General features: G+C 35.4%; 24 protein-coding genes and 1 riboswitch. Of the genes, 12 read left to right on the top strand and 12 right to left on the bottom strand.

Annotated features, from left to right (window positions below; genetic code table 11):
- Positions 1-1,942, bottom strand: a 1,942-nt coding sequence (locus AC061E_RS14540) for a hypothetical protein (RefSeq protein WP_478286886.1), incomplete at its 3' end; no start/stop codon positions are given.
- A 75-nt stretch (positions 1,943-2,017) separates the two neighbouring features.
- Positions 2,018-2,677 carry a phage tail protein gene (locus tag AC061E_RS14545; protein WP_478286887.1) on the bottom strand — a complete coding sequence of 220 codons (660 nt, stop codon included), beginning with the start codon at positions 2,675-2,677 and terminating at the stop codon, positions 2,018-2,020.
- Between the two features lie 557 nt (positions 2,678-3,234).
- Between AC061E_RS14545 and AC061E_RS14550 the strand changes: the two genes are divergently transcribed.
- The gene (locus AC061E_RS14550; protein ID WP_478286888.1) at positions 3,235-3,807 is read left to right on the top strand and encodes a pseudouridine synthase; all 573 of its coding nucleotides are present in this window, start codon (positions 3,235-3,237) and stop codon (positions 3,805-3,807) included.
- A gap of 57 nt (positions 3,808-3,864) precedes the next feature.
- On the top strand, positions 3,865-4,323 hold the full coding sequence (locus AC061E_RS14555) for a tRNA (cytidine(34)-2'-O)-methyltransferase (protein WP_478286889.1): 459 nt from the start codon (positions 3,865-3,867) through the stop codon (positions 4,321-4,323).
- A gap of 260 nt (positions 4,324-4,583) precedes the next feature.
- Here the strand turns inward: AC061E_RS14555 and AC061E_RS14560 are convergent, their stop codons facing one another.
- The 3 genes from AC061E_RS14560 to AC061E_RS14570 form a co-directional block, all read right to left on the bottom strand.
- A complete protein-coding gene (locus AC061E_RS14560; RefSeq protein ID WP_478286890.1) occupies positions 4,584-5,369 on the bottom strand; it encodes an ABC transporter ATP-binding protein in 786 nt (261 codons plus the stop codon).
- Complete coding sequence (locus tag AC061E_RS14565; protein WP_478286891.1) at positions 5,369-6,400, bottom strand: iron chelate uptake ABC transporter family permease subunit; 1,032 nt, start codon at positions 6,398-6,400, stop codon at positions 5,369-5,371. The genes AC061E_RS14560 and AC061E_RS14565 overlap by 1 nt, the downstream gene beginning before the upstream one ends.
- Before the next feature lie 68 nt (positions 6,401-6,468).
- Complete coding sequence (locus tag AC061E_RS14570) at positions 6,469-7,611, bottom strand: ABC transporter substrate-binding protein (RefSeq protein WP_478286892.1); 1,143 nt, start codon at positions 7,609-7,611, stop codon at positions 6,469-6,471.
- Positions 7,612-8,018: 407 nt separating this feature from the next.
- Between AC061E_RS14570 and cobU the strand changes: the two genes are divergently transcribed.
- The 6 genes from cobU (at position 8,019) to AC061E_RS14600 (ending at position 14,742) form a co-directional block, all read left to right on the top strand.
- Positions 8,019-8,534 (top strand): bifunctional adenosylcobinamide kinase/adenosylcobinamide-phosphate guanylyltransferase, encoded by a 516-nt coding sequence (cobU, locus tag AC061E_RS14575; protein ID WP_478286893.1) that lies wholly within the window; start codon positions 8,019-8,021, stop codon positions 8,532-8,534.
- On the top strand, positions 8,531-10,213 hold the full coding sequence (gene cobT / locus AC061E_RS14580) for a nicotinate-nucleotide--dimethylbenzimidazole phosphoribosyltransferase (protein ID WP_478286894.1): 1,683 nt from the start codon (positions 8,531-8,533) through the stop codon (positions 10,211-10,213). Before cobU ends, cobT begins: the two co-directional genes overlap by 4 nt.
- Before the next feature lie 32 nt (positions 10,214-10,245).
- On the top strand, positions 10,246-11,046 hold the full coding sequence (locus AC061E_RS14585) for an adenosylcobinamide-GDP ribazoletransferase (protein WP_478286895.1): 801 nt from the start codon (positions 10,246-10,248) through the stop codon (positions 11,044-11,046).
- Positions 11,031-11,567 carry an alpha-ribazole phosphatase family protein gene (gene cobC, locus AC061E_RS14590; RefSeq protein ID WP_478286896.1) on the top strand — a complete coding sequence of 179 codons (537 nt, stop codon included), beginning with the start codon at positions 11,031-11,033 and terminating at the stop codon, positions 11,565-11,567. Before AC061E_RS14585 ends, cobC begins: the two co-directional genes overlap by 16 nt.
- Before the next feature lie 40 nt (positions 11,568-11,607).
- Positions 11,608-11,805: riboswitch (cobalamin riboswitch) on the top strand.
- A gap of 32 nt (positions 11,806-11,837) precedes the next feature.
- Positions 11,838-13,691, top strand: coding sequence for a TonB-dependent receptor plug domain-containing protein (locus AC061E_RS14595; RefSeq protein WP_478286897.1), 1,854 nt, complete (start codon positions 11,838-11,840; stop codon positions 13,689-13,691).
- 4 nt (positions 13,692-13,695) lie between these two features.
- Entirely contained in the window at positions 13,696-14,742 is a 1,047-nt protein-coding gene (locus tag AC061E_RS14600) for a YncE family protein (RefSeq protein ID WP_478286898.1), read from the top strand.
- A gap of 291 nt (positions 14,743-15,033) precedes the next feature.
- On the opposite strand, the gene AC061E_RS14605 is transcribed toward AC061E_RS14600, so the two are convergent.
- Both AC061E_RS14605 and AC061E_RS14610 read right to left on the bottom strand, forming a co-directional pair.
- Positions 15,034-15,654: an N-acetylmuramoyl-L-alanine amidase family protein gene (locus AC061E_RS14605; RefSeq protein ID WP_478286899.1), complete on the bottom strand. Its 621-nt coding sequence runs from the start codon at positions 15,652-15,654 to the stop codon at positions 15,034-15,036.
- A gap of 183 nt (positions 15,655-15,837) precedes the next feature.
- Positions 15,838-17,286 carry a GFO_1087 family putative carboxy terminal peptidase gene (locus AC061E_RS14610; protein WP_478286900.1) on the bottom strand — a complete coding sequence of 483 codons (1,449 nt, stop codon included), beginning with the start codon at positions 17,284-17,286 and terminating at the stop codon, positions 15,838-15,840.
- A gap of 120 nt (positions 17,287-17,406) precedes the next feature.
- Between AC061E_RS14610 and AC061E_RS14615 the strand changes: the two genes are divergently transcribed.
- The 4 genes from AC061E_RS14615 (at position 17,407) to AC061E_RS14630 (ending at position 19,560) form a co-directional block, all read left to right on the top strand.
- Entirely contained in the window at positions 17,407-17,916 is a 510-nt protein-coding gene (locus tag AC061E_RS14615) for a GFO_1088 family ECF-type sigma factor (protein WP_478286901.1), read from the top strand.
- A complete protein-coding gene (locus AC061E_RS14620; protein ID WP_478286902.1) occupies positions 17,903-18,373 on the top strand; it encodes a PG0215 family putative anti-sigma factor in 471 nt (156 codons plus the stop codon). The genes AC061E_RS14615 and AC061E_RS14620 overlap by 14 nt, the downstream gene beginning before the upstream one ends.
- 133 nt (positions 18,374-18,506) lie before the next feature.
- Entirely contained in the window at positions 18,507-19,025 is a 519-nt protein-coding gene (locus AC061E_RS14625) for a GFO_1090 family protein (RefSeq protein WP_478286948.1), read from the top strand.
- Position 19,026: 1 nt separating this feature from the next.
- Positions 19,027-19,560: a GFO_1091 family lipoprotein gene (locus tag AC061E_RS14630; protein ID WP_478286903.1), complete on the top strand. Its 534-nt coding sequence runs from the start codon at positions 19,027-19,029 to the stop codon at positions 19,558-19,560.
- A 59-nt stretch (positions 19,561-19,619) separates the two neighbouring features.
- On the opposite strand, the gene AC061E_RS14635 is transcribed toward AC061E_RS14630, so the two are convergent.
- The 5 genes from AC061E_RS14635 to AC061E_RS14655 all read right to left on the bottom strand — a co-directional run bounded on the left by AC061E_RS14635 (position 19,620) and on the right by AC061E_RS14655 (position 26,117).
- Entirely contained in the window at positions 19,620-21,224 is a 1,605-nt protein-coding gene (locus AC061E_RS14635) for a PepSY domain-containing protein (RefSeq protein ID WP_478286904.1), read from the bottom strand.
- Positions 21,225-21,324: 100 nt separating this feature from the next.
- Complete coding sequence (locus AC061E_RS14640; protein WP_478286905.1) at positions 21,325-23,472, bottom strand: TonB-dependent receptor; 2,148 nt, start codon at positions 23,470-23,472, stop codon at positions 21,325-21,327.
- Positions 23,473-23,644: 172 nt separating this feature from the next.
- Entirely contained in the window at positions 23,645-24,025 is a 381-nt protein-coding gene (locus AC061E_RS14645; protein ID WP_478286906.1) for a hypothetical protein, read from the bottom strand.
- A 193-nt stretch (positions 24,026-24,218) separates the two neighbouring features.
- Positions 24,219-25,232, bottom strand: coding sequence for a helix-turn-helix transcriptional regulator (locus tag AC061E_RS14650; RefSeq protein WP_478286907.1), 1,014 nt, complete (start codon positions 25,230-25,232; stop codon positions 24,219-24,221).
- A 273-nt stretch (positions 25,233-25,505) separates the two neighbouring features.
- Positions 25,506-26,117: an HD domain-containing protein gene (locus AC061E_RS14655; RefSeq protein ID WP_478286908.1), complete on the bottom strand. Its 612-nt coding sequence runs from the start codon at positions 26,115-26,117 to the stop codon at positions 25,506-25,508.
- Positions 26,118-26,191: the final 74 nt, after the last annotated feature.

Consider the following 26,191-nt stretch of genomic DNA (forward strand, 5'->3'; position numbering starts at 1 on the left):
CACCTGTTGGGGTGCCTGGAGTCCAGTTGTAGGTATATCCACCCGCTCCACCTGTTGGAGTATTAATAGCAGCTGCACCAGTTGAACCTCCATTACAAGCGATATTCGTTTGAGAAGCTGCAGTTGCTGCAATAGCAGTTGGTTGTGTTACCGTAAAGTTTTGCGCTCTGGTACAACCGTTAGCATCGGTAACAGTACATGTCCAGATTCCTGCTGTCAAGCCAGTAACAGAAGTAGTTCCGTCACCCGTTGGATTTCCTGGCGTCCAGTTGTATGTGTATCCGCCTGCTCCTCCAGTAGGAGTGTTGATAGCAGCTGCACCATTTGAGCCTCCAAAACAAGAAACATTAGTTTGTGATGCAGGTGTAACGGCAATTGAGGTTGGTTGCGTAATCGTAAAACTTTGCGTAGCGATGCATGAGTTAGCGTCGGTAATGGTACAAGTCCAAGTTCCGGATGATAATCCTGTTACTGATCTTGTTCCATCACCTGTTGGGTTGCCTGGCGTCCAGTTGTAGGTATAACCACCAGCTCCACCAGTAGGGGTATTAATTGAAGCCGCTCCGTTAGAACCGCCGAAACAAGACACATTTGTTTGTGCAGCAGCAGTCGCTACAAGAGCAGTTGGTTGTGTAATTATAAAGTTAACAGCAGTAGTACAACTGTTTGCATCAGTTACGGTACACGTCCAAGTTCCGGGTGATAATCCGGTTACTGAAGTTGTTCCATCACCTGTTGGGTTTCCTGGTGTCCAGTTGTAGGTATATGATCCTGTTCCTCCGGTAGCAACATTTACTGTTGCAGCTCCGTTAGAACCGCCGTTGCAAGCAACATTGGTTTGAGATGCTGGAGTAAGCGAAAGTGCCGTCGGTTGAGTAATTGTAAAATCTGTAAAGGTTGAACATCCGCTAATATTATCTGTCACAGTACAAGTCCAAGGTCCTGCACTTAATCCAGTTACTGAAGCAGTTCCGTCACCTGTAGGGGTTCCTGGGGTCCAGTTGTATGAATAATCTCCGCTTCCGCCTGTAGCAGCATTTACTGTAGCTGCTCCAGTAGTCCCTCCAAAGCAAGAAACATTGGTTTGCGATGCAGCAGTAAGACTCAAAGCACAAGGTGCTGTAACAGTAAAAATTGGATTAGTACCAGGGAAGTTTGTTCCTCCTGGATTGATGTCATTTGATGTCAATTCATCAGAAAGCCAATTATCAGTATTAATATTACTGGTATATAAGCAAATTGCAGCAAGAATAGCTGCTTTTGAACCCGATCTTGTACCGGTATAAACATTATTATCGCCATGATATCCTCCGCTAGCAGGATCTCTATTAAGAGCAATAGCACTTGATCCAAGAATAAGAGATGGAGGTAAATACGAATTGCCATTGTTTGGCTGTAGTCCGGTTCCAGGTACAAGAAATTGCCCTGCAGGTTGATTTACACCATTGAAAGTGACGCCAAATGTATTTACAAAGCCAAATACAAACTGATCTACAGATGTAGGGGTACTTCCCTGAAAAATAAACCAGTTATCTCCTCCAGCAGGAACAGGACAGGCTGCTGGAGTTGTAAATGTCCAGCCTGTAACACTAACAACGCCTGGTAGGCCAGACACACTAGGAGTTGCTCCTCCTGTAATTGAAAATTTAGTAACGGTTCCAGCTGGCATAGCCGAAGTTAACGTCCAAGCAATGGAGCCTTCTGCTGTATTCGTTACAGAAGTGGTTCCGAAAGTACCAGTAGCTTCATCATATCCATAATCTGTTATTCTAATAACAGTACCTGCTGAAATAGGAACAAGATTTACGATAGTCATTTCATAAGGGATAACATCGTAATTAGTACCTATAATAGCAATATCTCCTGCTGATAAAGTGGTTTGAGCGTTTAAGGATGTAAACAAACTTAGAAAACACCCAAGTAGAAGTAGTTTTTTTATCATAATTAGTTTAATGTTTTTATTGTCAAATATATAAAAAAAAACAGACTGTTGCATAACAGTCCATCTTTTAGTTTATTATGGTCTAGAAGGGAAAATACCCTGATAACATATTATATATTGCATAGCAACAAATGGCGGTAAAGTTGGCAAGGGAATTGGAACAGAAGATCCCCACGGTGTCAGTTGTAAACCTGCAGGGTCAAAGTTTAAAGTATTGTTTACTGTTGAACTAATTCCTGCTAAATTTTGATTTGGTGTGGCATTAGTATACAATTTTGGGTCTAAATTGCCATTAGCATCTACTGTTTTTCCTAAAACATTATTAGTTGCAGAGGGAGTCGAATCTTTTCCAGCACTAGTATTAGCTTGTAATGTTGTCGTTACAGCTATATTTCCAGTTATATTGGATCCTGCTCCTTTAACTATCGTGTGTGTGTGAGGTGGCATATTTGCAGCTGTAATTGCCGCAGCTTGAGTACCACCTTTTTGTCCACGTATATAAGTACCTCCAGGGGGTGTGCCTCCTGCGATGTTTGTACATTGTGTTGGAAAAGCACCACGTAAGTCAGGTAATTTAAAATTAGAAACACCATCTCCACCATAAGTTGTTCCCAATAGCGAATACAATGCATTATAATTTGCGATTGATAATAGTTGTCCTTCACAAGTAAAATAGCCCCTAGGAGCAAAATTACCCGCAAAAAGTTTGATTGTTCCCATTAATTCGTCTTCCATGATTTTAAGATTTAAATGTTAAGATTAGTTGTTTGAGTGTTTTTGTAATTTTATTTTTAATAAATATATTTAAAATGTATTTTTTTGTAGCAAAACTAATTGAAATATATGGTGCAAAACCACGTATATTTACGTGTTTTGAAATAGGATGAAAATAATTTTTGGAAGCACTATTATTCTTAATTAATTACTAAGCTTAAATTTTTTAGTGATTGGGTATAATGTGATACTTTGTTTTTTTTTTACTTGTTTTTTATAAAAAACAAGTAAAATATATTATTTATCTTATTTTTTTTAACTATAACCCTACAGTTTTTATTAAAACAACTTCTATAGTTTTTCCGTTTAGTTGTGAATAGTTTTTTTTTAGTTACCATTATAAATTTTGATAGTATTAATATTAGTAGATTAATTGTTTATTGATTAGGGAGTAAATTTTTTTATTTTTTTGTGTTAATGAGAATAATATAAAATTTGGATTAGGTAGTTTTAAAAAAAGAAATCTCTTTCATAAAAATGGAATAACCCACTATATTTGCCAAAAAAGATTTTAATTCATGCACCGCCATTTCATCATTCACAAGCCTTATGGTTATTTAAGTCAGTTTATCTATGAACTCAAACGAAAAAAACGCTTGTTGGGTGAACTCTACAATTTTCCAGATGGCACTATGGCTATTGGTCGATTAGATGAAGATTCAGAAGGGTTATTGCTATTGACAACCGACGGTAAAGAAAGTGAAGCAATTAGAAGTAAGAAAGTCGATAAAGAATACTATGTACAAGTAGATGGTGTTATTACGCAGCTAGCTATTGATGAAATAAAAGAGGGAGTTGAAATTGGTTTCAATGGAACTAAATATAAAACCAAGCCTTGTCAAGCTTTTATTTTGAATGAAATTCCTAATTTTGGCCCACGCGGAAAAAAAATTAGGGATGAAAGACACGGACCTACAACATGGGCTTCAATTATTGTAAATGAGGGTAAATTTCGTCAAGTGCGAAAAATGACTGCAGCCGTTGGATTCCCCACCTTACGCTTGGTTCGTGTTCGAGTTGGCAATGTACATCTCAACGATTTACAAGCTGGAGGAGTTATAGAAGTAGAAAATTTTCAAATAGAAACTTAAAAGGTAGTACTAGTTTTTTTAATCTTTTAATTTTTAAATCTTTTAATAAAGTATAAAATGTTAAACATCGTTTTAGTAGAACCTGAAATTCCAAATAATACTGGAAATATTGGCCGATTGTGTGTGGGTACAGAAAGTCGTTTACACCTCGTTCATCCTTTTGGGTTTGTTATCAATGATAAAAACCTCAAACGTTCTGGATTGGATTATTGGGTGCATCTTGATGTAACGGAATATGAAAATGTAGGAGAGTGGATGAAAGTAATTCCAGATACTTCAAGAGTATTTCTAATGAGTTCACATGCAGCTCATTCTTATTTGAATATTGAATTTCAAGATGGTGATTGGTTGGTTTTTGGCAAAGAAAGCGTTGGCTTGAGCCAAGAAGTATTGAATTTATTTGCCAAAGAAAATCAACTTAAAATTCCGATGTCCCCCTTAATACGTAGTTTTAATATTGCTAATTCTGTTGCTTTTGTAGTAGGAGAGGCTAAAAGGCAGATTGCGGTGGGTTAATTGTTTGCATGCTTAGTGTTTTCTTTGAGAATCTTTGTGATTTAATTTTTTCTGTAACATATTAAAACAAAACTTATATGTTTCAAAAAAATCACTAATTAGCACGAAGAAGCAACGAATTTTTTAAGTTGATTTTATCTCATTAGTGTGAACTTTTACACGCACTTAAAAAAAACTTAAATGACTTATATGGTTCAAAATAAACATTCTAATACACCTAAAACTACATTGAAATTTATTTTTTATTTCAAGTTATACGTTTAACCTGTAATCACAAACTTCCCTTTTTCAGGATCAAAAACAATATGTTCGTCTTTAAAAAGGGTATTGAAACTTCCTTTTTTGATCAAGTTACAGGGTTCATCTTGTACTACATTTCCAGGAGTCATAATAATCATTTCGTCGCTCATTTGTATGGCCATATCAATGTCATGAGTAGAGAACAAGATGCATTTACCGGTTTCATGCGTTAGTTTTTTTAGCAATTTTAATAGTGCTACTTTATGCAGTAAATCCAAGTGAGTGGTGGGTTCATCCAGAATGATTAGTGGGGTATCTTGTGCTAATGCTCTTGCAATTAATACTTTTTGCAATTGTCCGTCACTTATTTCATAATGCTTTTTATCAGCCAAATGAGAAATTTGCGTTAATTGCATGGCTTGATTGATTTTGTCACTATCCTCTGCAGATAATTTACCTATCCAGTTGGTGTAAGGTTGACGTCCTAAGGCAATTAGCTCATAGACAGTTAAATTGCTTGGCGGAAGTTTTTCTGTTAGTACAATGCTTAAATTTTTGGCCAAAGCCAAAGAATTGTAGGAAGAAACATTTTTATGAAGCAATAAAACTTCTCCAGATAGCGGTTTTTGTATGCCTGTAATGGTTTTTAATAAGGTTGATTTTCCAATCCCATTTGAACCAATAAGTGCAATGAGCTTGCCTGTTTTTAATGCAATTGAAACATCAGCGGCAACAACAACCGACTCTTTTTTATGGGAATAACCAATGCTAATTTTTGATGCTTCAAGTAGTATTGCGTGTTCCATTAGCCTATCATTTTTTGTTTTCGAACCAAGAGCCAAATCACCATGGGCGCACCTATAATTGACGTAATGGCATTTATGGGTAAGCTAAGATTCAAGCTTGGGATTTCTGAAAGTAAATCACAGATAAGCATGATGCTACCTCCAAAAATTAAAGTGCTCCAAAAAAGTATGGTATGATTGCTAGTTTGAAAAATCAACTTGGCTAAATGTGGCACAGCAAGTCCTACAAACGCTATTGGTCCAGCAAATGCGGTAATACTACCAGCCAAAACGCTAGTGGCAACTATGATGATCAATCTTGATTTTTGATAATTTAAACCTAAACTGCGGGCATAATTTTCGCCAAGTAATAAAGCATTCAATGGTTTTATGCTTACCACACTTAAAAAAAGTCCTATAACTACACAAACAGCCAGCACAAATACGGATGTCCATGATAAATTACCCAAACTGCCCATAGACCAAAACGTGAATTTTTGTAATTGCTCCGCGGTACTCATATAAGATAATACTCCAACAATGGCACTGGTAAAACTCCCAAACATAAGCCCTACAATGAGTATGGCCATGGTATCTCTTAGTTTTTGTGAAACAAATAAAACGGCAAGTAAGACTAATGAACTTCCTATTGTAGAAGCAATAACTACGCCGTACGCCGAAAGTAAAAAAGGAGTTAAGAAAGCTGGAAGTATTCCTGTGCCAAGAATTATAAACGCTACCCCCAAACTGGCACCTGAGCTTAAACCCAATACATAAGGTCCTGCTAGAGGATTTCTAAACAAGGTTTGCATTAATAAGCCACTTATAGACAAGCCCATACCTGCAAGAATAGCAGTTATTGCCTTTGGCAAGCGGTAATTCATGATGATATATTCCCATGTTGTTTTGCTAGCTTGACCTCCCGTTAGACTCGTTGCCACCTCTTTAAACGGAATGGAAATGGATCCAAAACTAATGTTCATAAAAAACAGTAGCACGAGTACAATAGTAAAAAGAAAGAATAAAATGGTATTTCGTTTGTGTGTATCCAATGCTTATTTTTTAGAGTAAAAACCCTTAGTTCATAATGTAAAATCTCAAGTATCGATATAATTCTTAATTACTTTAATTTTTCGGCAAAAGTAAAAGTATAATTAGGTAATAATTCAGGATGAAATATTTTAATATAATCTTTTAAAACTAAATCAGGACGGCTTGTTGCTAACTCATAATAAACAGTTCCTCCTGTTGGTCCCACTTTACTCTCAAAAGTATATACATTTTTTGCCTTTAAGGCATCAAATTGTATGTAATGCGGGTTGCTGTTTTCAAACTCTTTGTTGGTGTTAAAAGAGCCTGTAGCAATCCAGTATTTAGCAGTTCTTGCTTTTTCTAAAATTTTTTCAAATGGTAGACTTAAACTTCCTGTACCTTTAATGTCGGCCCATAAATAATTTGCTTTTGCATCCATCATAAACTGCGCTACCCAGCTGTTTCCTCTTGCTATATACCATTGTTCTTGGTACATAGAACCATACAATACTGTTGATGTTGATTTTTTTTGAGCTACCAATTGTTGTGCTTCTTTGTAGTTTTTTACTATGGTATCAAAGATGATTTTGGCTTCTTTTTCTTTTCCAAATAAGGCGCCGTATAATTTCAACCATTCTGCTTTCCCTAGTGGTGTTTGCTCCATCCAGTCGGCTTGAATAAATACTTTAAGGCCGCTTTTTTGTAAATTATCAAGAGTAGGATTATTGTTGTCTATGCCAAAGCTTACAATTAAGTTTGGTTCTAGCTCAATGAGTTGTTCTACGTTTAATTTTTCGTTTTGACCTAAGTTTTTAACTAATCCAGCATCAATACGTTTTCTAGTTTTAACAGATGAGATATAATTGGTATGAGGAAAACCAGTGAGTTTTTGTTCTACTTTGAGCATTTCTAAGAACGGAATTATTGTTGTTGAGGTCACAACAATAGATTGTAAGGGTACTTGTATAACGGGATGTTTTTTTAAACTATCGGGTACAATGCTATTTTTTTCTTGTAAGATGTAGGTGAATTTTTTTTTTGCTTCGGGCCAAGGATTTGACACCGTAACTATAGAGAATCCTTTGTATTTATGTATTGACAGTCCTGAGGCGTATTCAATGCTGTTTGCAGCAGTGGTGGAATCAATTGCAGTGGTAGTTTCTTTTTTATTACATCCAATAAAAATTGAAATCATCACAATAAAAAGGGTGCGCTGTATGGAAATTCTCATGGCTTAATTTTTCGATTGTCGCAAAGGTAAATTAAAATTATAAAATTTCTTGTTTATTTTTAGCAGTAAAAAATTGAACAAATACTATATTTACATCATGAATAAGCCAACAAATAAAAGTTGTTCAAATTGTGGAGTGCCTTTTTTATGTCAGTTGCAAAACAATTGTGTCACCTGCTGATGTTATGATTTTCCTGTGGTATAGGTATCAGATGTTAAAAAAGATTGTATGAGTCCTTCTTGCCTAGTAAGTGTTTTACAATTTCAAAAAGATATTAGTACTGAAAAAGCATCAAAAAAAATAGTGACAAACAAAAAGTTAGATTGAAGTAAAAATGGTCTGGGATACAGTACTGATTTTCCATTAAAAAGTAGAAAAAAGAATTTTATAAAGAAAGAAACAAAGAATGATATATTTAATAACTGGTGGTGAACGTTCAGGAAAGAGCAGTTATGCAGAAAGTTTAGCCAAAGAACTTTCCAGCAATCCTATATATGTAGCAACTGCTAGAAAATGGGATGCTAATTTTCAAGAACGAATTGATAGGCATCAAAAAGATAGAGACGAACGCTGGATCAATATTGAAAAAGAAAAGTTCTTAAGTGAAATTGATTTTACAGGTAAAGTAGCCGTAATTGACTGTGTCACGCTCTGGTTAACTAATTTTTTTGTGGATACTAAAAATGATGTTTCTCAGTGTCTGGAACAAGCAAAAGCTGAAATTGATGCTCTTGCAAAACAACATAATACTACCATTATTATAGTTACAAATGAAATAGGAATGGGACTGCATGCAGATACTGCTGTAGGTAGAAAATTCACGGAGTTACAAGGATGGATGAACCAATATATTGCTAAAACTGCTGATACCGTAGTATTGATGGTGTCCGGAATACCTGTAGAAATTAAAAAAGCACAATGACTCATTTAGACGAAATTATACAATCTCGCAGAGATACACGTCATTTTACCAACGATGAAGTTCCAGACGAAGTTCTTGTAAAAGCCTTGCAGGCGGGGCATTACGCACCATCTGTAGGGCTCACTGATGCCACAAAATATTTCTTGATTAAGTCTCCCCAAATCAAGCATGCAATTAAAGAATTGTTTTTAGAATACGATAAAAAAGCAATAAACCTAACCGATGATGAATCCCAAAAAGAAACATACAAAGCCTTAAAACTAGAAGCCATTGAGGAGGCTCCCGTGGGATTAGTAATAGCTTATGACAGATCTGTACTCAATAATTTTACAATAGGTACAGTAGGAAGTAATGAATCTATAAAGTTTAGTGCGGTTTGTGCGGCTCAAAACATTTGGCTTTCGCTAACAGAACAAGGATTTTCCATGGGATGGGTGTCGATATTAAACTACCACCAATTCAAAACCATTCTAGGATTACCAGAACACATGGAGCCTTTGGGATATTTTTGTATTGGAAAACCAGCTACAAATTATGAAAACCAGCCCATGCTGCAACTACTCAATTGGAAACAAAAGTCAAAAACTCCTTTGGTTGAAGAAATTTCAGTTTTACATCATTTTAAATCAGAAACATATTCATGGCAATCCACAAATTTTGAAAATGAAATACTAGCAAAACAACTTCAAGAAAAAATAGATACTAAAACTAAGCCTACGGGTTCATTAGGTATCTTAGAAAAACTGGCTTTGCAAATAGGGATTGTTTTTCAATCTCTTGAACCCCAGATACTAAACCCCAATATAGTAGTTTTTGCTGCTGATCATGGCATTGCAAATCATGGAGTTAGCGCGTATCCTCAAGATGTTACTAGACAAATGGTGACTAATTTTTTATCGGGTGGAGCAGCAATTAATGTGTTTTGCAAGCAGCACAACATTGAACTGTCTATTGTAGATGCTGGTGTAAATTATGATTTTCCTACTAACACAAAACTGATTTCAAACAAAATAGCAATGGGGACTCATTCTTTTTTACAAGGACCTGCAATGAGTGCTTCGGAATTAGCGTTGTGTTTTGAAAAAGGGAGTGATGTTGTGGCTGCGATTGCTAAAAATGGGTCTAATTGCATTGGTTTTGGCGAAATGGGAATTGGGAACACCGCTACTGCTTCTCTTTTAATGAGTGTTTTGATGAATCTGCCGGTTTCAGAATGTGTGGGTAAAGGCACAGGGATAAATGATACCCAACTGCAACATAAAATTTCAATTCTAGAAAAATGTAGAGAAAATTATAATGGGCTACAAGATGTAGATAGTTTACTTGCTTATTTTGGAGGGTTCGAAATCATGCAAATGGCAGGCGGAATGTTACAAGCAAAAATAGAAAACATACTCATTCTTGTAGATGGATTCATAAGTTCAGTAGCTTTTTTAGTGGCTTACACTAAAAACAAATTGGTTTTAGAAAATGCTATTTTTTGCCACTCCTCAGCAGAGCAAGCACACCAAAAAATTCTTGATTTTTTAAATGTTCGTTCAGTCTTGCAACTTGATTTACGTTTGGGAGAGGGTACGGGTTGTGCTCTGGCTTTTCCCATTTTGGAATCGGCAATTGCTTTTTTAAATGACATGGCCAGTTTTGAATCGGCTCAAGTAAACTCCAAAAACATTAATTAACATTATAAGTTTGGCTTAGCCAAAGCATAAAAATGAAAAAAGAAGTTCATATATTTTTTACAGCATTGATGTTTTATACCCGTATTCCGTGTCCTAAAAATATCGATCATAACCCTGATTATTTAAACAAAGCATCCCGATATTTTCCTTTAATTGGTTGGATTGTGGGTGCTGTGGCTTTTGGAGTCTATGCTGCAGCCTCTTGGTTATGGAATGCTGAGATTGGTATTCTCATTTCGATGATTGCAAGTATATTGATTACAGGTGCTTTTCATGAAGATGGTTTTGCAGATGTGTGTGACGGATTTGGCGGTGGTTGGACCAAAACTAAGATTTTGACCATTATGAAAGATAGTGCTATTGGTGCTTATGGCGCTATTGGTTTGGTGTTGCTTTTTTTGCTAAAGTTTATGAGCCTAGTAACTTTAGTCAAAAGTGAATCGCTATTTACAAACTACCATGCATTTTTCACTTTTTTATTAGTTTTTATAACAGGACATGCTCTTAGTAGACTTGCTGCTATATCAATTGTTTTTACGCATGAGTATTCCCGTGAGGATGCTTCTAGTAAAAGCAAGCCTATTGCTCAAAGTTTTTCAAGAAAAGAGGTTGTAGGAGCAGCATTTTTTGGATTGTTTCCACTGGTTGTGATGTCTTTTTATCAAATAGCATTTCTTTTGGTTCTAATACCAATATTTCTTACTCGGTTTTTTCTAGCCCGTTATTTTCAGAAATGGATTGATGGCTACACAGGAGATTGTCTAGGAGCCACACAACAAGTTTGTGAAGTTATTTTTTATCTTTCAATTAGTGCATTATGGAAATTTATTTAGTTAGACATACCGAGACCGTTTGCGAAAAAGGAATTTGCTACGGCCAAGCTGATGTTGAAATTGCAACGCCTTATGAAGCTGTTTTTGATGCTATTTTAAAACAATTGCCACAGGATGCTCTACTTTTTTCAAGTCCTTTACAGCGTTGTACCATTCTGGCTACGCACATTCAAAATAATTTCGCTATTGCAAATGTGACGCTGGATGAACGCTTGATGGAAATGAATTTTGGCGATTGGGAGTTAAAAAATTGGGACATCATTCCACCCGAAGTTTTCACCCCATGGATGACTGATTTTGTCAATGTCCCTGTACCAAACGGCGAGTCGTTTTTAAACCTCCACAACAGAGTATTGGATTTCATGGAAAATGCACTGGATTCTCATGCTACAAAGCCCATTATTATTGTTGCCCATGGAGGGATTATTAGGAGCTTTTTGTGTGCAGTTTCTGACTTACCCTTACAAGATGCTTTTCAGAATAAAGTAGATTTTGGCGCTGTTGTACACCTTACTTTATAAAATTATCATTTTTTTTAGTGGTTTTCTCATTATAATTTTATCTTTGCAATTGAAATTTGGTTGCGTTCAGTACATTCAAGAACGCATTAAAAGGGAATTAGGTTCAAAACCTAAGCTGTACCCGCAACTGTAAGCTATAAAGCTTGTTGTTATCTACAAAACCACTGCTCGCCTTGGCGAGTGGGAAGGTCAACAACAAGACGCAAGCCAGGAGACCTGCCTTATTTCATAATCAATAGCGAACTTTCGGGAATAAAGGTTCAGGAAATTATGACACATTTTAAAGTATTCTTCTTTTTTTGCTTTTTTGCAAGTCAGGTTATTTTGGCTCAAAACGATTCCATCACGCGTTTACGTGAGGTCATTGTTTCTGATGTTAAACTGCGCAAATTCTCCAGCACCCAAACTATAATTAGTTTGAATGACTCTATTTTGTCAAAAAACACTGGACTACTCACAAATTCACTCAACTACAATACTGTTTTGTATTTTAAAGAATATGGTCGTGGGATGTTGTCTACAGTTGCTTTTAGGGGTACAACTGCCTCTCAAACTGCAGTGATTTGGAATGGGATAAATATTAATTCTCAAATGAACGGCAGTACTGATTTTAATACTTTAACGAGTAATGATTATAATTCTGTACAAGTAAAAGGAGGTGGCGGAAGTGTAATTTATGGCAGTGGTGCTATTGGTGGAACGTTACATTTAGGAACTAATTTAAGTTTTGCAGATGTAATTTCAAACGAAATTAGATACGACTACGGTAGCTTTAACACTCAAAACCTATTGTATAAAGGCATTTTTTCAAATGAGAAATGGTCAACACAGTTTGGTTTTTCTAGAAATAGTTCGGCTAATAATTATAAGTTTCAGGATAGTTATGATTGGAGGGGAAACCAAAGATTTAATGAAAATGGAGATTATGAAGTAAATACACTAAATGCTACAGTTGGTTATAAAATTAATGAAAAACACTATTTAAAACTGTATAGTCAATCCTCAAATACAGATAGAAATATATCCTTGTTATCATCATCTGAGTCACGTACAAAATACAAAAATGATTTTAGTAGAAATTTATTAGAGTACCAAGCTAGTTTTGATAAATGGACAACCTATTTGAGAACGGCATATGTAACAGAAGGTTATCAATATTTTGAAGATAATACAAAGCCAGATTATAGTTTTGGTAATACAAATACATGGATTGTTAAAGCCGATGTCAACCACCAATTTAATAGCAAACTTTTAATAAATGCGCTGTTAGAATATAATTTAACGAAGGGTGAAGGATCAGGATTTGGTAATCATGATCGTGAAATCAGCAGTTTTGCGGTTTTGGCAAAATACGAAGCAACTAAAAATTGGCTAAATGAGTTTGGCATTCGTAAAGAAGTTACAAACAATTACCAATCACCAGTATTGTTTTCTCTGGGGAGTAGTTGGCACGGTATTTCTTGGTATCAACTCAAAGCAAATGTTTCTCATAATTTTAGAATTCCAACCTATAATGATTTGTACTGGGAAAGCGGCGGTAATCCTAATTTAAAACCAGAAAGTGCGTATCAAGGCGAACTCGCAAATATTTTTAAATATCATAATGTATCGCTTACACAAACGGTTTACTTCAATAAGATAAAAGATTTATTGCGATGGGTCCCTGGAAATAACGGAGTATGGGCACCCCAAAATACAGATCGAGTAAAAGCTTATGGTGTTGAGGTTTTGCTAAATTGGAATAAAAAAATTGGACAAAGCCATTTGCAATTGAATAGTACTTACGCCTACACCATCTCACAAAACGAGGAAACACAAAAGCAACTTTTTTTTGTGCCTTTCCATAAAGCTACTGCCGCATTAAAATATTTCTATAAAAAATGGAATGTCAATTACCAAGTACTTTATAATGGTTTTGTGTATACGCAAGCAGATAATAATCCTGCTGCTGTGATTCCAGCTTATACTGTGAGCAATACTAGCGTTGATTATGATTTACCAATTTTAAACAATATTAAAATTGGGGTTCAAGTTCTTAATATTTGGGGTCATAAATATGTGAGTTTGGAACAAAGAATAATGCCAGGGCGTAATTTTAATATGTACATAATTTTTAAATTTTAATATAATGAAGGTAACTAGAATTTTAGTAGTGGTTTTTTCTTTTGCATTTTTAACATCATGTAGTACTGATGAAAATGAAAACGTTTCAAAAGGTAGTTATGATGATGGTGTTTTTATTTTGAACGAAGGTAATTCCTCTGGTGGTTCGGTATCATTTTTGGGTGATGACATGACTATTTTTAAACAAGATGTTTATGGTGCTGAAAATGCTGGTGATTTTATTGGTAAATATGTACAAAATATTTTCTTTGATGGAGACAAAGCATATATTATTGCTGGTGGATCTAATGTGATAAATGTAGTAAATCGATATTCATTTAAGTTACTTGCAAAAATAGATTCTGGCTTAGCTAGTCCAAGGTATGGTGTTGTGAAAAATGGCAAAGCTTATGTTACAAACGCCAATAATTATGGAGGAGCACAAGGTAATATAGATGATTATGTTGCTATAATTGATTTAGCCACCAATAAAGTGGAGTCAAAAATTAATTTGAACGCTACAGCTGATCGCATAGTACTTGATGGTGATAAATTATACATCATTGAGCCTTATAATAATGACAAAGTGTTAGTGGTGAATACAAGTACTAAGGCATTAGAATCTTCAGTTACAGTAGGAGCTAGTGCTAACAGTATGGAGATTACTAACGGAATATTATATGTTTTGGCTTCTCCTTTTTCAGGATCAAGTAAAATTGTAAAAGTTAAACTTTCTGATAAATCAGTATCAGAAGTAGTCTTACCAGCGACTTTAAAAGGAGCTAAAAATTTAGATATTTATGGCTCTAAGGTTTTCTTTACTAAAGGGAGTAGTGTTTTTGCAATGGATATAGCAGCAAATCAGGCAAGTGAAACGGCGTTGTTTACCTATACTTCAACTTCTCAATATGGGGTAATGTATGGTTTTGCAGTAGAGAATGATAAAATTTTCATTGCTGATGGAGGAGATTTCGCATCAAACAGTAAAGCGTATGTGTATTCATTAACGGGCAATTTACAAAAGGAATTAACAGTAGGAGTAGGGCCAAATGGCTTTTACTTTAACAAATAATATATATTTATTAAGTGCAAAGGTTTTTATTAAAATCGAATGCAACTCATTTGTAAATATGCTATAAGGTATAGCATCTCTTCGGCCAGTATTTTACATGTAAGTTAAGTTGTTTCAAAATTAAATAGAATTCAATTTGCTTCCTCAAAAAAAAGGTAATGTTATGATAATCAAGGAGTAAAATTTAAAATAGGATTGAATTTCTTATTTTAAAAGGCAAGTTTGGTTGTTACATTGGATAAAAAAGCGAGACTCAGCAATGAACGTCTCGCTTTTTTGTGACTATTTGTTTTATTTTAAATCAGAAACAAATGAGATAATTGTAGTGGCAATTTGATCTTGTTGCTTATCATCAGTAAGGTAGGCTCTGTCAAATGAATTTGAAAGGTAGCCTAGTTCAATTAGTACTGCTGGTGCCACTGATTTTTTTAAAATTAAAAAAGGAGCTTTTTTAATTTCAGATGGAGCTACTGCATTACTTTTTAAAAATTTAGTGCGCAATTCATTTGCGATTTCAATTGATTGATCGTTAACTAATGACTCATTAGCCACATAAAACTCCATTCCTGACTTTGATTCATTTCGACTTTGGTTTACGTGTAAGGATATAACTAAGTTTGGTTTAATTTTATTGATGAAATCTGCACGGTCGGAGAGGGATACAAATTGATCATCATTTCGAGTAAAATGAATAATTACATTTTCATTTTTATTTAAGAACTTAATTTTCTGGGTTATTTTTTCTACAATTTGCTTTTCAGAACTAGTAATTGATCTGGCACCAAAATCAGAGCCGCCATGACCAGCATCAATAACTACGTGAATTTGCTTATTGTTGTCTACACTTGGTTTTACAAATGCTAGCGATACTAAAGTAGCGCAGGCTAAAAAGAAAGGAATAGCTTTTTTCATTGGTTTTCTGTTTTAAAAGTTAATCTATATAAACTTACAAAAACCACTAATTATTGCCTGCTTTTAAATTATTTTACATAAAAGAATTTTTAGCAATCATCTGTAAAGTAGATGCAAAAAAAATGCCGCAAATTCAAAGGTTTTATCCTCTTAATTTGCGGCAAAAATTAGGTTCTAAATTTTTTATTCTAATGCTTTTAACAATCCTTCAGGAGCTTTTTCAATATACATTTGGTTCAAGCCATTGATAGCTTGTGAACTGCTAAATGTCTCAAAATCGGCAATTTGTTTTTGAGATATGAAACGACCTGTTCCCGTAATTTTTGCAATAGCAGTTTTCAATAAGGGCTCATTAACATCTCCTAAAACGCCCATGGTACTTATAGTTTCTTTTTGTAAAAAATCAGGTTGTAAACCATTTTGATAATCACCAAAACCAACCGAATTAACAATTTTTAATACAATAGGTTGCATGGCATATCTGTGTTTAGGATTTCTATTGTCGGGCCCAAAACCAGGAGAGTCATATAATGTTACAGAACCTACATTTTTACCCACCGTAACATCACCTATTTGAATCACGTTGATGTGTGGTTCTAAACCGTTAATTACTAGTTCACTTGCAGATGCTGAACTAGAACTTGTAAGAATATAAACTTTGGTTAAGTTTAAACTATTGATAGCTGCATTATCTATTTTATCAGTAAAATAATTATATAAAGCATCAGGATTCTCTGATTCAAAATAATCATTGATTTCCTTATTCCATTGTTGTTTTGCAAAAACCTTACCCGTAAACTGTCCTGTAATCATACTAGCTAAACGTGTTGCTGTTTGCACAGAACCTCCGCCATTGTAACGCAAATCAAGGACCAAAGCAGTAACTCCTTGTGACTTTAATAAAGCAAAAGCTTCGTTTAATTTGGTGTCAAAATTTGCTGTAAAAGCGTTGTACATTAAATACCCTATTTTGTGAGTACCTGAAGTAATTACTTTGTTTACCAAAATAGGATTTTCTGTTAAGACTGTTTTTGTAAGGGCTATGTTTTTGCCATTGGTTACAAATGCGCCACCCGATATATCAGCCATGTTAAGGGTATAATCATTATTAGATCCAAAAAGTAAAGACTGATAATTACTTATCGTAAGTGGAGTTCCATTCACTGCTGTAAAAACATCCCCTCTCTTAATATCTTTAGTAGATGCGTTAGAACCTGGAATAATATAGCGTACAAATCCGAAAATTTCTGATGAGCCAGTTGATTTTCTGCTTAAACCAAACTCAACACCATTATTATTAGTGGTTCCTTGAAATTGTCCTTCTAGTTCCAAATAATCATCAACAATCCAACTGAATTTGTCTTTGTTTGCGTCTACCCGAAGCGCTTCAAATAAACTTTCTGGAGTATTAAAAGCTTGTAAAAAATTATTTAAATTGGCCTGATCGACAAATCTTTTCTCATCAAGATTAGCAACTTCATCTGTCCATAGGTAGTATTGATTCATGCCTTTCCATACAAAATCTTGAATTTCAAGGCTAGCTGGTGGAGCTACATCATCATTATCTTGACACCCTTGGAAAACAAAAAGGGAGAGCAGTAGTAATAGGGGTAGTTTAAAGTAGGTTCTCATAAATTAGTTTTATACACATATAAACGTAAAAATACGAACTTTAGTTTTAATTTAATAATTTATGTTACAAAATTACTTTTCAATCGTCTTGTATTTATAAGCACTCATCTAAATCTAGTTATGAACCAAAGCGAATTTGTGGTCTTGATCTCTCCATTTAAGGATAAAGTCTTTAGGCTAGCCAAGCGCTTATTAATTAGTACAGAGGAGGCAGAGGATGCAACGCAAGAGGTTTTGACTAAGTTGTGGTCAAAAAATGATTCTTTAAATAAGTATGGCAGCGTCGAGGCATTTGCAATGACTATGACTAAAAATTTTTGTTTGGATCAGCTTAAATCAAAACGTGCTAATAATGAATCATTAGTTCATTCTAATTATATAGATGGAGCACCAAGTCTTGAAAAAAAATTAGAAGATCAAGATAGTCTCAAATGGGTTGATACTTGTTTAGCTCAATTGCCAGAACAGCAACGCATGATTGTTCAATTACGCGATGTAGAGCAATACGATTTTGAAGAAATTGCAGCATTGTTACAAATGAAAGAAAGCGCAGTTAGAGTGTCACTTTCTAGAGCGCGAAAAATAATTAAGGAATACATTATTAAAACTCATACCCATGGAAATCAATAAAATTGAGACACTTTTAGAGAAATACTTTGAAGGAGTAACAAGTATTACCGAAGAGAATGCATTGCGTACTTATTTTTCTTCAGGCGATGTTGCACAACATTTAATACAATACCAACATTTTTTTAAAGGTCTTGATCAGTCAAAAAAAGAGCAGTTTACCCGTATTGTCCCTTTTTATGAACAAAAAAGGCCTGTATTATGGCTTTCCATTGCAGCTTCTGCAGTTGTGGCTTTAGGAGTAGGAAGCTATGTTTTTTTAAATACTGATACTGCGCCACCGCAGTCAGATTTAGGAACCTATGAGGATCCCAAAGTTGCGTTTGAAGCCACACAAAAAGCCTTGTCTTTATTATCGAATAATATTAATGTTGGCATAGAAAGTGTACTGTATATAGAGGAGTATCAAATTGCAAAAAATAAAGTATTTAAAAAAACAGTAAGAAAACAGGGCAGTTAAAAAACGCTAGCCTTTTTCAGTTCATATTTAATCACTAATTACCATTTATATCATGAAATCAATCAATCAAAAGGTGCTGTTGAGCACAACGAACACGAGAACTTCAACAATTATTTCTAAGTCTTTTACAAAAATTGTGGTAACATTGGCGCTTTTTTTGGCTACAAGTTCACTTTTTGCACAAACAGCATTTGACAAATTTGATGGTCAAGATGATGTAAAGTCATTTATTGTCAATAAAAAAATGTTTGACTTAATGAGCAAAGTTAAAATGGATGCGTCCGATAAAGAAATGCAGCAATATTTGACTTTAATTAAAAAGTTAGACAACTTGAAGGTCTTTACAACCAAAAGTACTCGCGTAGAAGTCGAAATGAAACTTGCTGCTGATAAATACATTAAAACAGGAGGTTTAGAAGAGTTAATGCGGGTAAACGATAATGGTAGAAATGTGAAAATCCTTGTAAAATCAGGAGCTGGCGATACACAAATACGCGAGTTGTTGATGTTTATTGAAGGAGCAAAAAATGAAGATACTGTTTTAATGTCATTGACAGGGAACTTTGATTTAAATGAAATTTCAGTTTTGACAGACAAAATGCGTATCCCAGGCGGCGATGATTTGAAAAAAGCAAGTAAAGGTAAAAAGTAATATGAAACTACGATTCGGAATTCCCGCACTACTGGTGTTATTTTTGGTAAGTTGCAACAACGAGCCGTCATTGCAAAAATATTTTGTAGAACATTCAGAAGATAAAAACTTTATAGCTTTAGATGTTTCTCCTGAAATATTGAATGTAGACAAGGCTAAGTTATCTATAGCGCAAACCGAGGCCTTACAATCTTTTGATAAAATGAACATCTTAGCTTTTAATGCTAATGCGACTAATAAAGCCGAATTTGAAGCGGAACGCGCAAAAGTAAATCTAATTTTAAAGGACAAAAAGTACCAGCAATTGATGAAATTTGGCTCCGGAAAAGAAGGAGCTTCCGTAAGTTTTGTGGGTACTGATGAGCATATTGAAGAATTTATTTTTTTTGCCAATAAAAATGAAAATGGTTTTGCCGTTGTACGTGTGACCGGTGACGACATGAATCCTACGGCAGTTATGACCATGATGAGTGTGTTACAACAATCAAATATTGATGTGGCTCAATTAAAACCTTTACAACAATTGATGAAATAATTATTGCTGCAAAAAAGTAAAGCGTCATGAACTCTTGTTGATGACGCTTTTTTTTGCTTTTACTTTTTCTTAAGAAACAAAATCAATCCTAAAACACTCACTATTAAAATTGCAAGTGCGGCCAAAACCATTGCAGCATCACGCACATTTTTACCTGCCCAATCTAAAAACAAAAATTTGTGTAGAATAGCAAAAGAATAACCTTCTCTTTTGTCTGTGTTTTCTACTTTTGCGGCTAATCTTGAGGTGGCTGTTTCTATAAAATAAGTAGTTTTTTCAGGGGTGTCATAAGCAAGTTTTACAACGGGAAGTCGCTTGTTCACAAAGCCATACTCGCGACTTTCAAATTCGTAAATGGTTTTAGTTTCAACCAATTTAGCGTTTTGTAAAGAAGTTTCGGGTTCATCAGTTTCACGGATCATTTCGCAACAAGCGGCTTTTGGCGCACCATCTGTAAAATAATGCGCTAAAAATTCAGCATATTTAACATCCAGATTAGGCGTGATGCGATTGGTTTGTGCGTTGATGTAAACTATTTCTAGTGGTTGTTTGTCTTTCTTCGCCCATTTTGATTCGGGTGCGCTTATGGCTGTATCGGTCTTTGCTGCTTGCTTAGGAAGTAGTTGACAACGGTAGTACATACTGTCTTGAAAAGCAACTATACTGGCATTTTCAAATCGAGTCCAATCTAGTTTTAAATCAGTAAGTGAAGTATTAAGTGCTTCGGTTTTAAAGCTAGGTTTGTAAACCATTTGCGATAGCGTGTAAGGATCCCATTTGGTAGTGGCGTGGTACGCACCGCTAAAAGCAAAGGTTAAGGTAAATAATGAAATCCAAATCCCAATTTGTCGGTGGTATCGGCGGATGCCTTTTTTGGGGGCAAGCGCATCACTTTTTTTGAATTGTTTCCAGAAAAGACCATAAATCAAGAGTCCACTTATTGCTGAAAAAGAGATGACAGATAAAAGTAAAATCATTATTATGATGCGCAAACTGTTATTAGAAATCGCATCAATAAACGACCAATTGTGAAAGGTATCGAAGAACCAAATGAATATTTGTCGGGATCTTGGGTTGAAAGTCGCTAGTTTGCTTGAGGCGGTTTCTACATAAACTTGCATTTCATCGTCACGATCAAAACTCAGCTGGTATACGGGCAAGTAGCGGTTTACGTATTTGTATTGACTGGTGAATTCAGTGAGGACTTTGCTGTTTGAAATGCTGCTAGTGCTGTCTTGTAAAAAGTAACGTGCTAGAACTTCGGCGTATTTTTGATCTCCATTTTCAAGTTTTTGAGCAGTGGCTGCGTCAAAATAGAGTAGGGCTCCTGATTCGGTTTTTACTTGATAATAGCATTTATCGTTCAAGCTTACAAGGCGAAAGTTTTTGAACGTTTTGAGCTGGTTTTTTTGTAAGACCTCTTTCAACGTCATTGGCAATTGACCCGGCTTGATGGCGGTTTGTGGAAGTTCTTGATTGGCGATTTCTGGTTTAAAGAAATGCGCCATAAACGGATGCATCAATCCTGAAAGTGTCCAGAATAGTACTGGTATAAGGGTAATAATGCCCAAGCTTCGATGCCACTTGTACATGTGTTGCTTGATTTTTTTGATCCATTTGGAATTTTTTTTTCGTGTAGATGCCTTTTGATTTTCTTTTTTCATTTTGTGTGTTTTTTAGCCCGGATAGGAGCGATATCCTTTTTTGAGGCCTTTTTTTGGCCTCAAAAAAGATAAAGCGGATAGCCGGATAAGCTCCTGATAATTATTTTTTTAATGATAAATTGTACTGCAATCCCATCATGAAAATGCGAGGTGCGGCGGCGGTATACGTAGCCTGATCAATTGCTGTATTGCCCCGAGAAACATTGGTAGCATACAATTTATCGGTCAAGTTCATGATATTAGTAAAAATTTCAACTTGCTTGTAGCGGTAGCCTAATCGAGCGTTTAAAAGAGTGTAACCAGCGTAGGAAACAGTGTTGATTTGGTTTTGAAACCAGCTTGATACGTACTGGCATTCAAGGGCTGAACGGAAATTAGGAAGCCATTTTGGGTAATAATTAATTTCAGCATTAGCAATCCATCGCGGGGCTGCGGGCATCTCGAAACCATCTAATTTTTGAACAGGATCTGTGGCTCGTTTCGATATTGTAAAATCAATAAATTCGTGCTTTGAAAAGGTTCCACCAAGGCGAAAAGCAACTGTTGACGAGGGTTTGAATTGCAAGCCTAATTCAATTCCTTTGTGGCTCGTTTTACCAGCAGATTGGGTATCGGTTGAACTATCTGGTTGACGAATACTCAATAATTCGTTGCGACCATCAAGGAAATAAACCGCAAAATCCAGTGCTAATTTGTTTTTTACAAGTGTTGCAAAACCACCTATTTCGTAATTAGCAAAATGAGCAGGTTCTAAATCGGTGTAAAATTGCACAGGTATAATGCCAGGTCTGGGTCTAAATAAAGTGGTTACTGATGGTGGTGAAAATCCTTGAGAGTAATTGGCATAAAAGCCCATATTGGTAATCGGATTGTAGTTGATACCCGCTTTAAAGGTAAATTGATCGTAAGTTTTGGCTCCTGATGTAGCGTTGATGTTGTTGATATAATCGATTTTAATATAGTCATAGCGAGCGCCACCTGTTACAATTACTTTGGGAACAGGCTGAAAACTATACTGTATATAGCCAGAGTTGTTGTAAATGTTGGCGTTGTAGTTTGATATTTTTATATCAGGTCTCACTTCCAGGATTTGGTAGTTGTTAACCGTCTTTCCATCAGGATTTCGGTTGGCTTGCAGCAGAATTTGATGCGAAAAATATTCGGTAGGTGAACGATCATAGGTAGCGCCAGCAACAATTTTAGACTGTAGAAAGTCAAATTCTTGAGTGTGTTGTGCTACGATTCCGTAACTTTTAAAATCGTTCGAATTAATTTCTCCAGTTGCTTTTGTAGGGTCGTTGGTGGCCGATGGAGTAGGGTTCCAGCGGATGCCATAACTTGGGTTTTGGCCTAATTTATTGTCTCGATGATACAGTGTGATAAAAGAGTGGCTGTGGGTATTCCAGTCGTTTTCGAGCGTTAAGCGGGTGCGCAATGCATTAGATTTTCGGTAGGTAAAATCAGTAGTGCTTTTGTACGTTCGGTTGTTAAAATCCTGTTCGTTCACGCTGCCTGTCATGTCAGAATAATATTTTCCATAAAAAGTAGTACTTGTTAAACGAAGGTTTTTACTGAAATCATATTGTAATTTGGCGTTCAAGTTGTTCTTGTTATAGTCAGAAAACGTCAACCAGCTGTTGGTTTGTTCGCTGGTAATACCCGCAATGGCAAACGAAAATTTACCCAAAGTAGCACTACCAAAAGCTTGCAGGTTACGATAACCGAACTGATCTGCTTGGATTCCTACTTTAAATTCTGGATTCAAACTGGGTTTTACAGATATAAAATTTACAGTTCCGCCCACCGCTTCGGGGCCGTAAAGGGAGGAAACAGGGCCTTTGATAACTTCTATGTTTTGTAAATTGAATTGATTGATTTCGAGTAAGGCATTGTGGTTGAAAACTCCCAGCGGCCGAATAGGCAATCCGTCCTCAAGGTACAAATAATAAGGACTTGTTCCCATGGGTTGTCTTATGAACATCCCGTGTTGCTCGTTCCCCAAATTCATCATCAGTACCCCCGGTGTTTTGTTCACAATTTCAAAGACTGAGGTCGCTTTGGTTTCAGTGATCAGTCGTGTAGATAATTTAGTTATGGCTACCGGTACTTGGTTGCGTTTGGCATTGCCACGATTAGCGGTAACCACTACTTCGTTGAGATTTTCGACCGTAGTAGTATCTTTCTGGATTTTTTGTTGCGCAACTGCAACTTGTAATGCCAAAAGCATTACAAAAAGTATGTTTTTCATTTTTTTTTGAATGGTAAAAAAGGATCTTATTTCAGTGAAATGCAAACCTGAAGGCTTAGCTAAAGCTTAGTAAATAGGTTGCAAAAATGTAGGACGTTAAAAGTACAATTGCAAACAACCCAGAATCAACAATTCAGAGTTATTCAAAGCAAGTGCTAAATTAAAGCTGTCCTTATGAAATGAAATAAGCGGGAGGGCGGAAGGTGTAAGTCGAAAATGAAATCGGTTTACGGTTTACAACAGCTTCTGTTTTTGTTGTAATAACGATGGGTTGTACCAACTCGTATGAAGTAGTAAGCAGTTCTTGCACATACACCACATCAACTTTTTCTTTGAGTGTGTTTTGCATGCTTTTTTCGTTGTCGGTGTAGCGTTTTAAACTTTTTTGCAGTTCGCAACGTCCGTTACAACTATTAAAAACCATTTTGCGTTGCACACAAATGGTTTTGGCAATTTCTTCTTGCTGAAGTTTAAAGTTCAAATACGTAAATGAGCTGCCAAAAGTGGGCAGGAGTAAAATAAAAGAAAGTATGTAGATACTGAATTTTTTCAAAGTGGTTGTTTTGACGCTGCAAAAGTAACGCATCAAGACAAATTAACGAAATCACAAACGTTAATATTTTCTTGGTGCTACAAGTCATCGTTTCTAAAGTTTAATGAGTTTTTTTTTAAGCTAAATCGCTAAAACCATGCTGCAAAAAATAGGATTTTTTGTTTAGGGTTCATTATCCATTCAAACCAATCAATTATTCGGCATAACGCGCCAGAGACTTTTGGATAACACTTTTCATTTGATTCCGGAAATAATCGGGTCGTATCACTTCAAGACCATCGCCAAAACCTAAAAAAATACGTGCTAATTCATAATTTGGAATCACAAATATGTGAATAATAATGCTTCCATCTTCATTTTGTTTGATCAACCGTTGTGAATTATGCAAGGGTTTAGTAAGCACATAAGGAGCATTAATGGCATCAATCCAGAGTTCAAATCTATGGGGACGTAAACCCGTATTTACAGTTACTCCCACCACATTTTTGTAATACAGGTCTGCATTAAAATTCTCCTCTAAATGAGGCATATTAAAATCATAATCAATAGCAATAATTCTATCCAGTGCCAAATTAGTTATGGGCTGGTTTTTCTTTCTTCTTCCTATCAAGAACCATCTATTATTGAACTCTTTCAATATAAATCCATGAAAATTAAATACCGTTTCCTCCTGCGATTTGAATGACTTGTAGGTAATTACCAAAACTGTTTTTTTAATAATGGCTTGGTAAATTTCCTCTAAAAATGGTAACCCTTTCAGTTTTTCGTTTTTATCTAAGTAAATCACCGGTTGTGTTTGAGACTTTTCGGCATAAATTTTATCCTCTAAACGTTGCAAAATATCAGACACATCATTAAACAAAGAAAAGTCTTTAAATTGTTTGAGCATTGAAACCGTTTCTGTGAGTACATTAATATCCGTTTCCGTCAGCGGAATATTCGTAATCGTAAATTCCTCGTCTTCGTACGTATAATACTTTTTGTCATACACCACAATGGGCGCATTGTAGCCCAGTTTTTCGCTACGCATCAACTGAATATCCATTTGAACCGTTCTTTTGCTTACCGCATTTTCTCTTCCTTCGTACTCAAACAAAGCCTCAGAGCAAGCCGCAATCAAGTCCTCTAGCGTCCAAGTACGGTATTTATTTTGCAAACAATTATCAATCGTTTTATACCTAATAAGTGCATTTTTATTTTGTGACATATTTTATTTTTTTGGGCGTGCCCCTCCGTAAAAACTGCGGGTCGGGTCATGCGCTGCAATCTTTTAGAACTTCCGCTAGCGCTACAGCCCTAAAAGGATTTTCGCTACTACCCCTCACGCATAATATCATTAAGTTAAGGAATTACTCTTTTTGTTTTCACGCATATTTATGCAGAAAAATAAGTGAAAATCTGCTGAATCTGCGTGCTATTTTTTCTTTTTCCCATTAGCTTAATGAAATTGCCCTCACGCAAAGCAATACTGTTTTCAATTTCAGCTTAATAATTCTATTTCGCGTTGTATATTTTCTCTCGCTTGCGTTTCGTACGTAGTTCTAAATTCTACGGTTTGAAAAATAAATTTGTTTTCAAGAAAATGCCCCAATGCTTTCTTTCTACCAGGTTGGTATAAAAGATTGGGATAAATTTTATACTCTTTCCTAATTTGATCACAATAAATGGTGTACTCGTTCCAGTCTTTAGCCAGTATTTTCAAATCAAAATCAATCAACCAGTTGATGTCTTCTATGTCGTTTTGTTGATGCAATTGAGTAGCGCAAATCATTTCAAAAACCAATTGTTTATCTAGTGTGGCATTCTCCGGCAAAATAGACAAAGCAAGTTCAGCACTTTTTAACTCGTTGTCTTTCCTGGTCACTTTATAAATAATATCGTGGTAAAAAATAGCGTACAAAACTTCATTAGGAAATTGCAGGGCCTCTTTATCGCGGTCAAATAAAACAATCATTTCTTCCAGATGATTTAAATTATGATAATGTCTCCCTTTAGCAGTATAGGCTTTTACTAAATCAAGCCAATTTATAAGGATTGCATTTTCATTAAAACCAATCTGGAGCAGTAAAGCAGTATATTTATTTTGAAGCATTTGCGCGGAGTTTACACCAAACATACAAATTTTTTTGCACTACGCAAAATAACTGCGTAGTAGGTTTTGAATAT

It is taken from the genome of Flavobacterium sp. GNP011 (genome assembly GCF_056428925.1).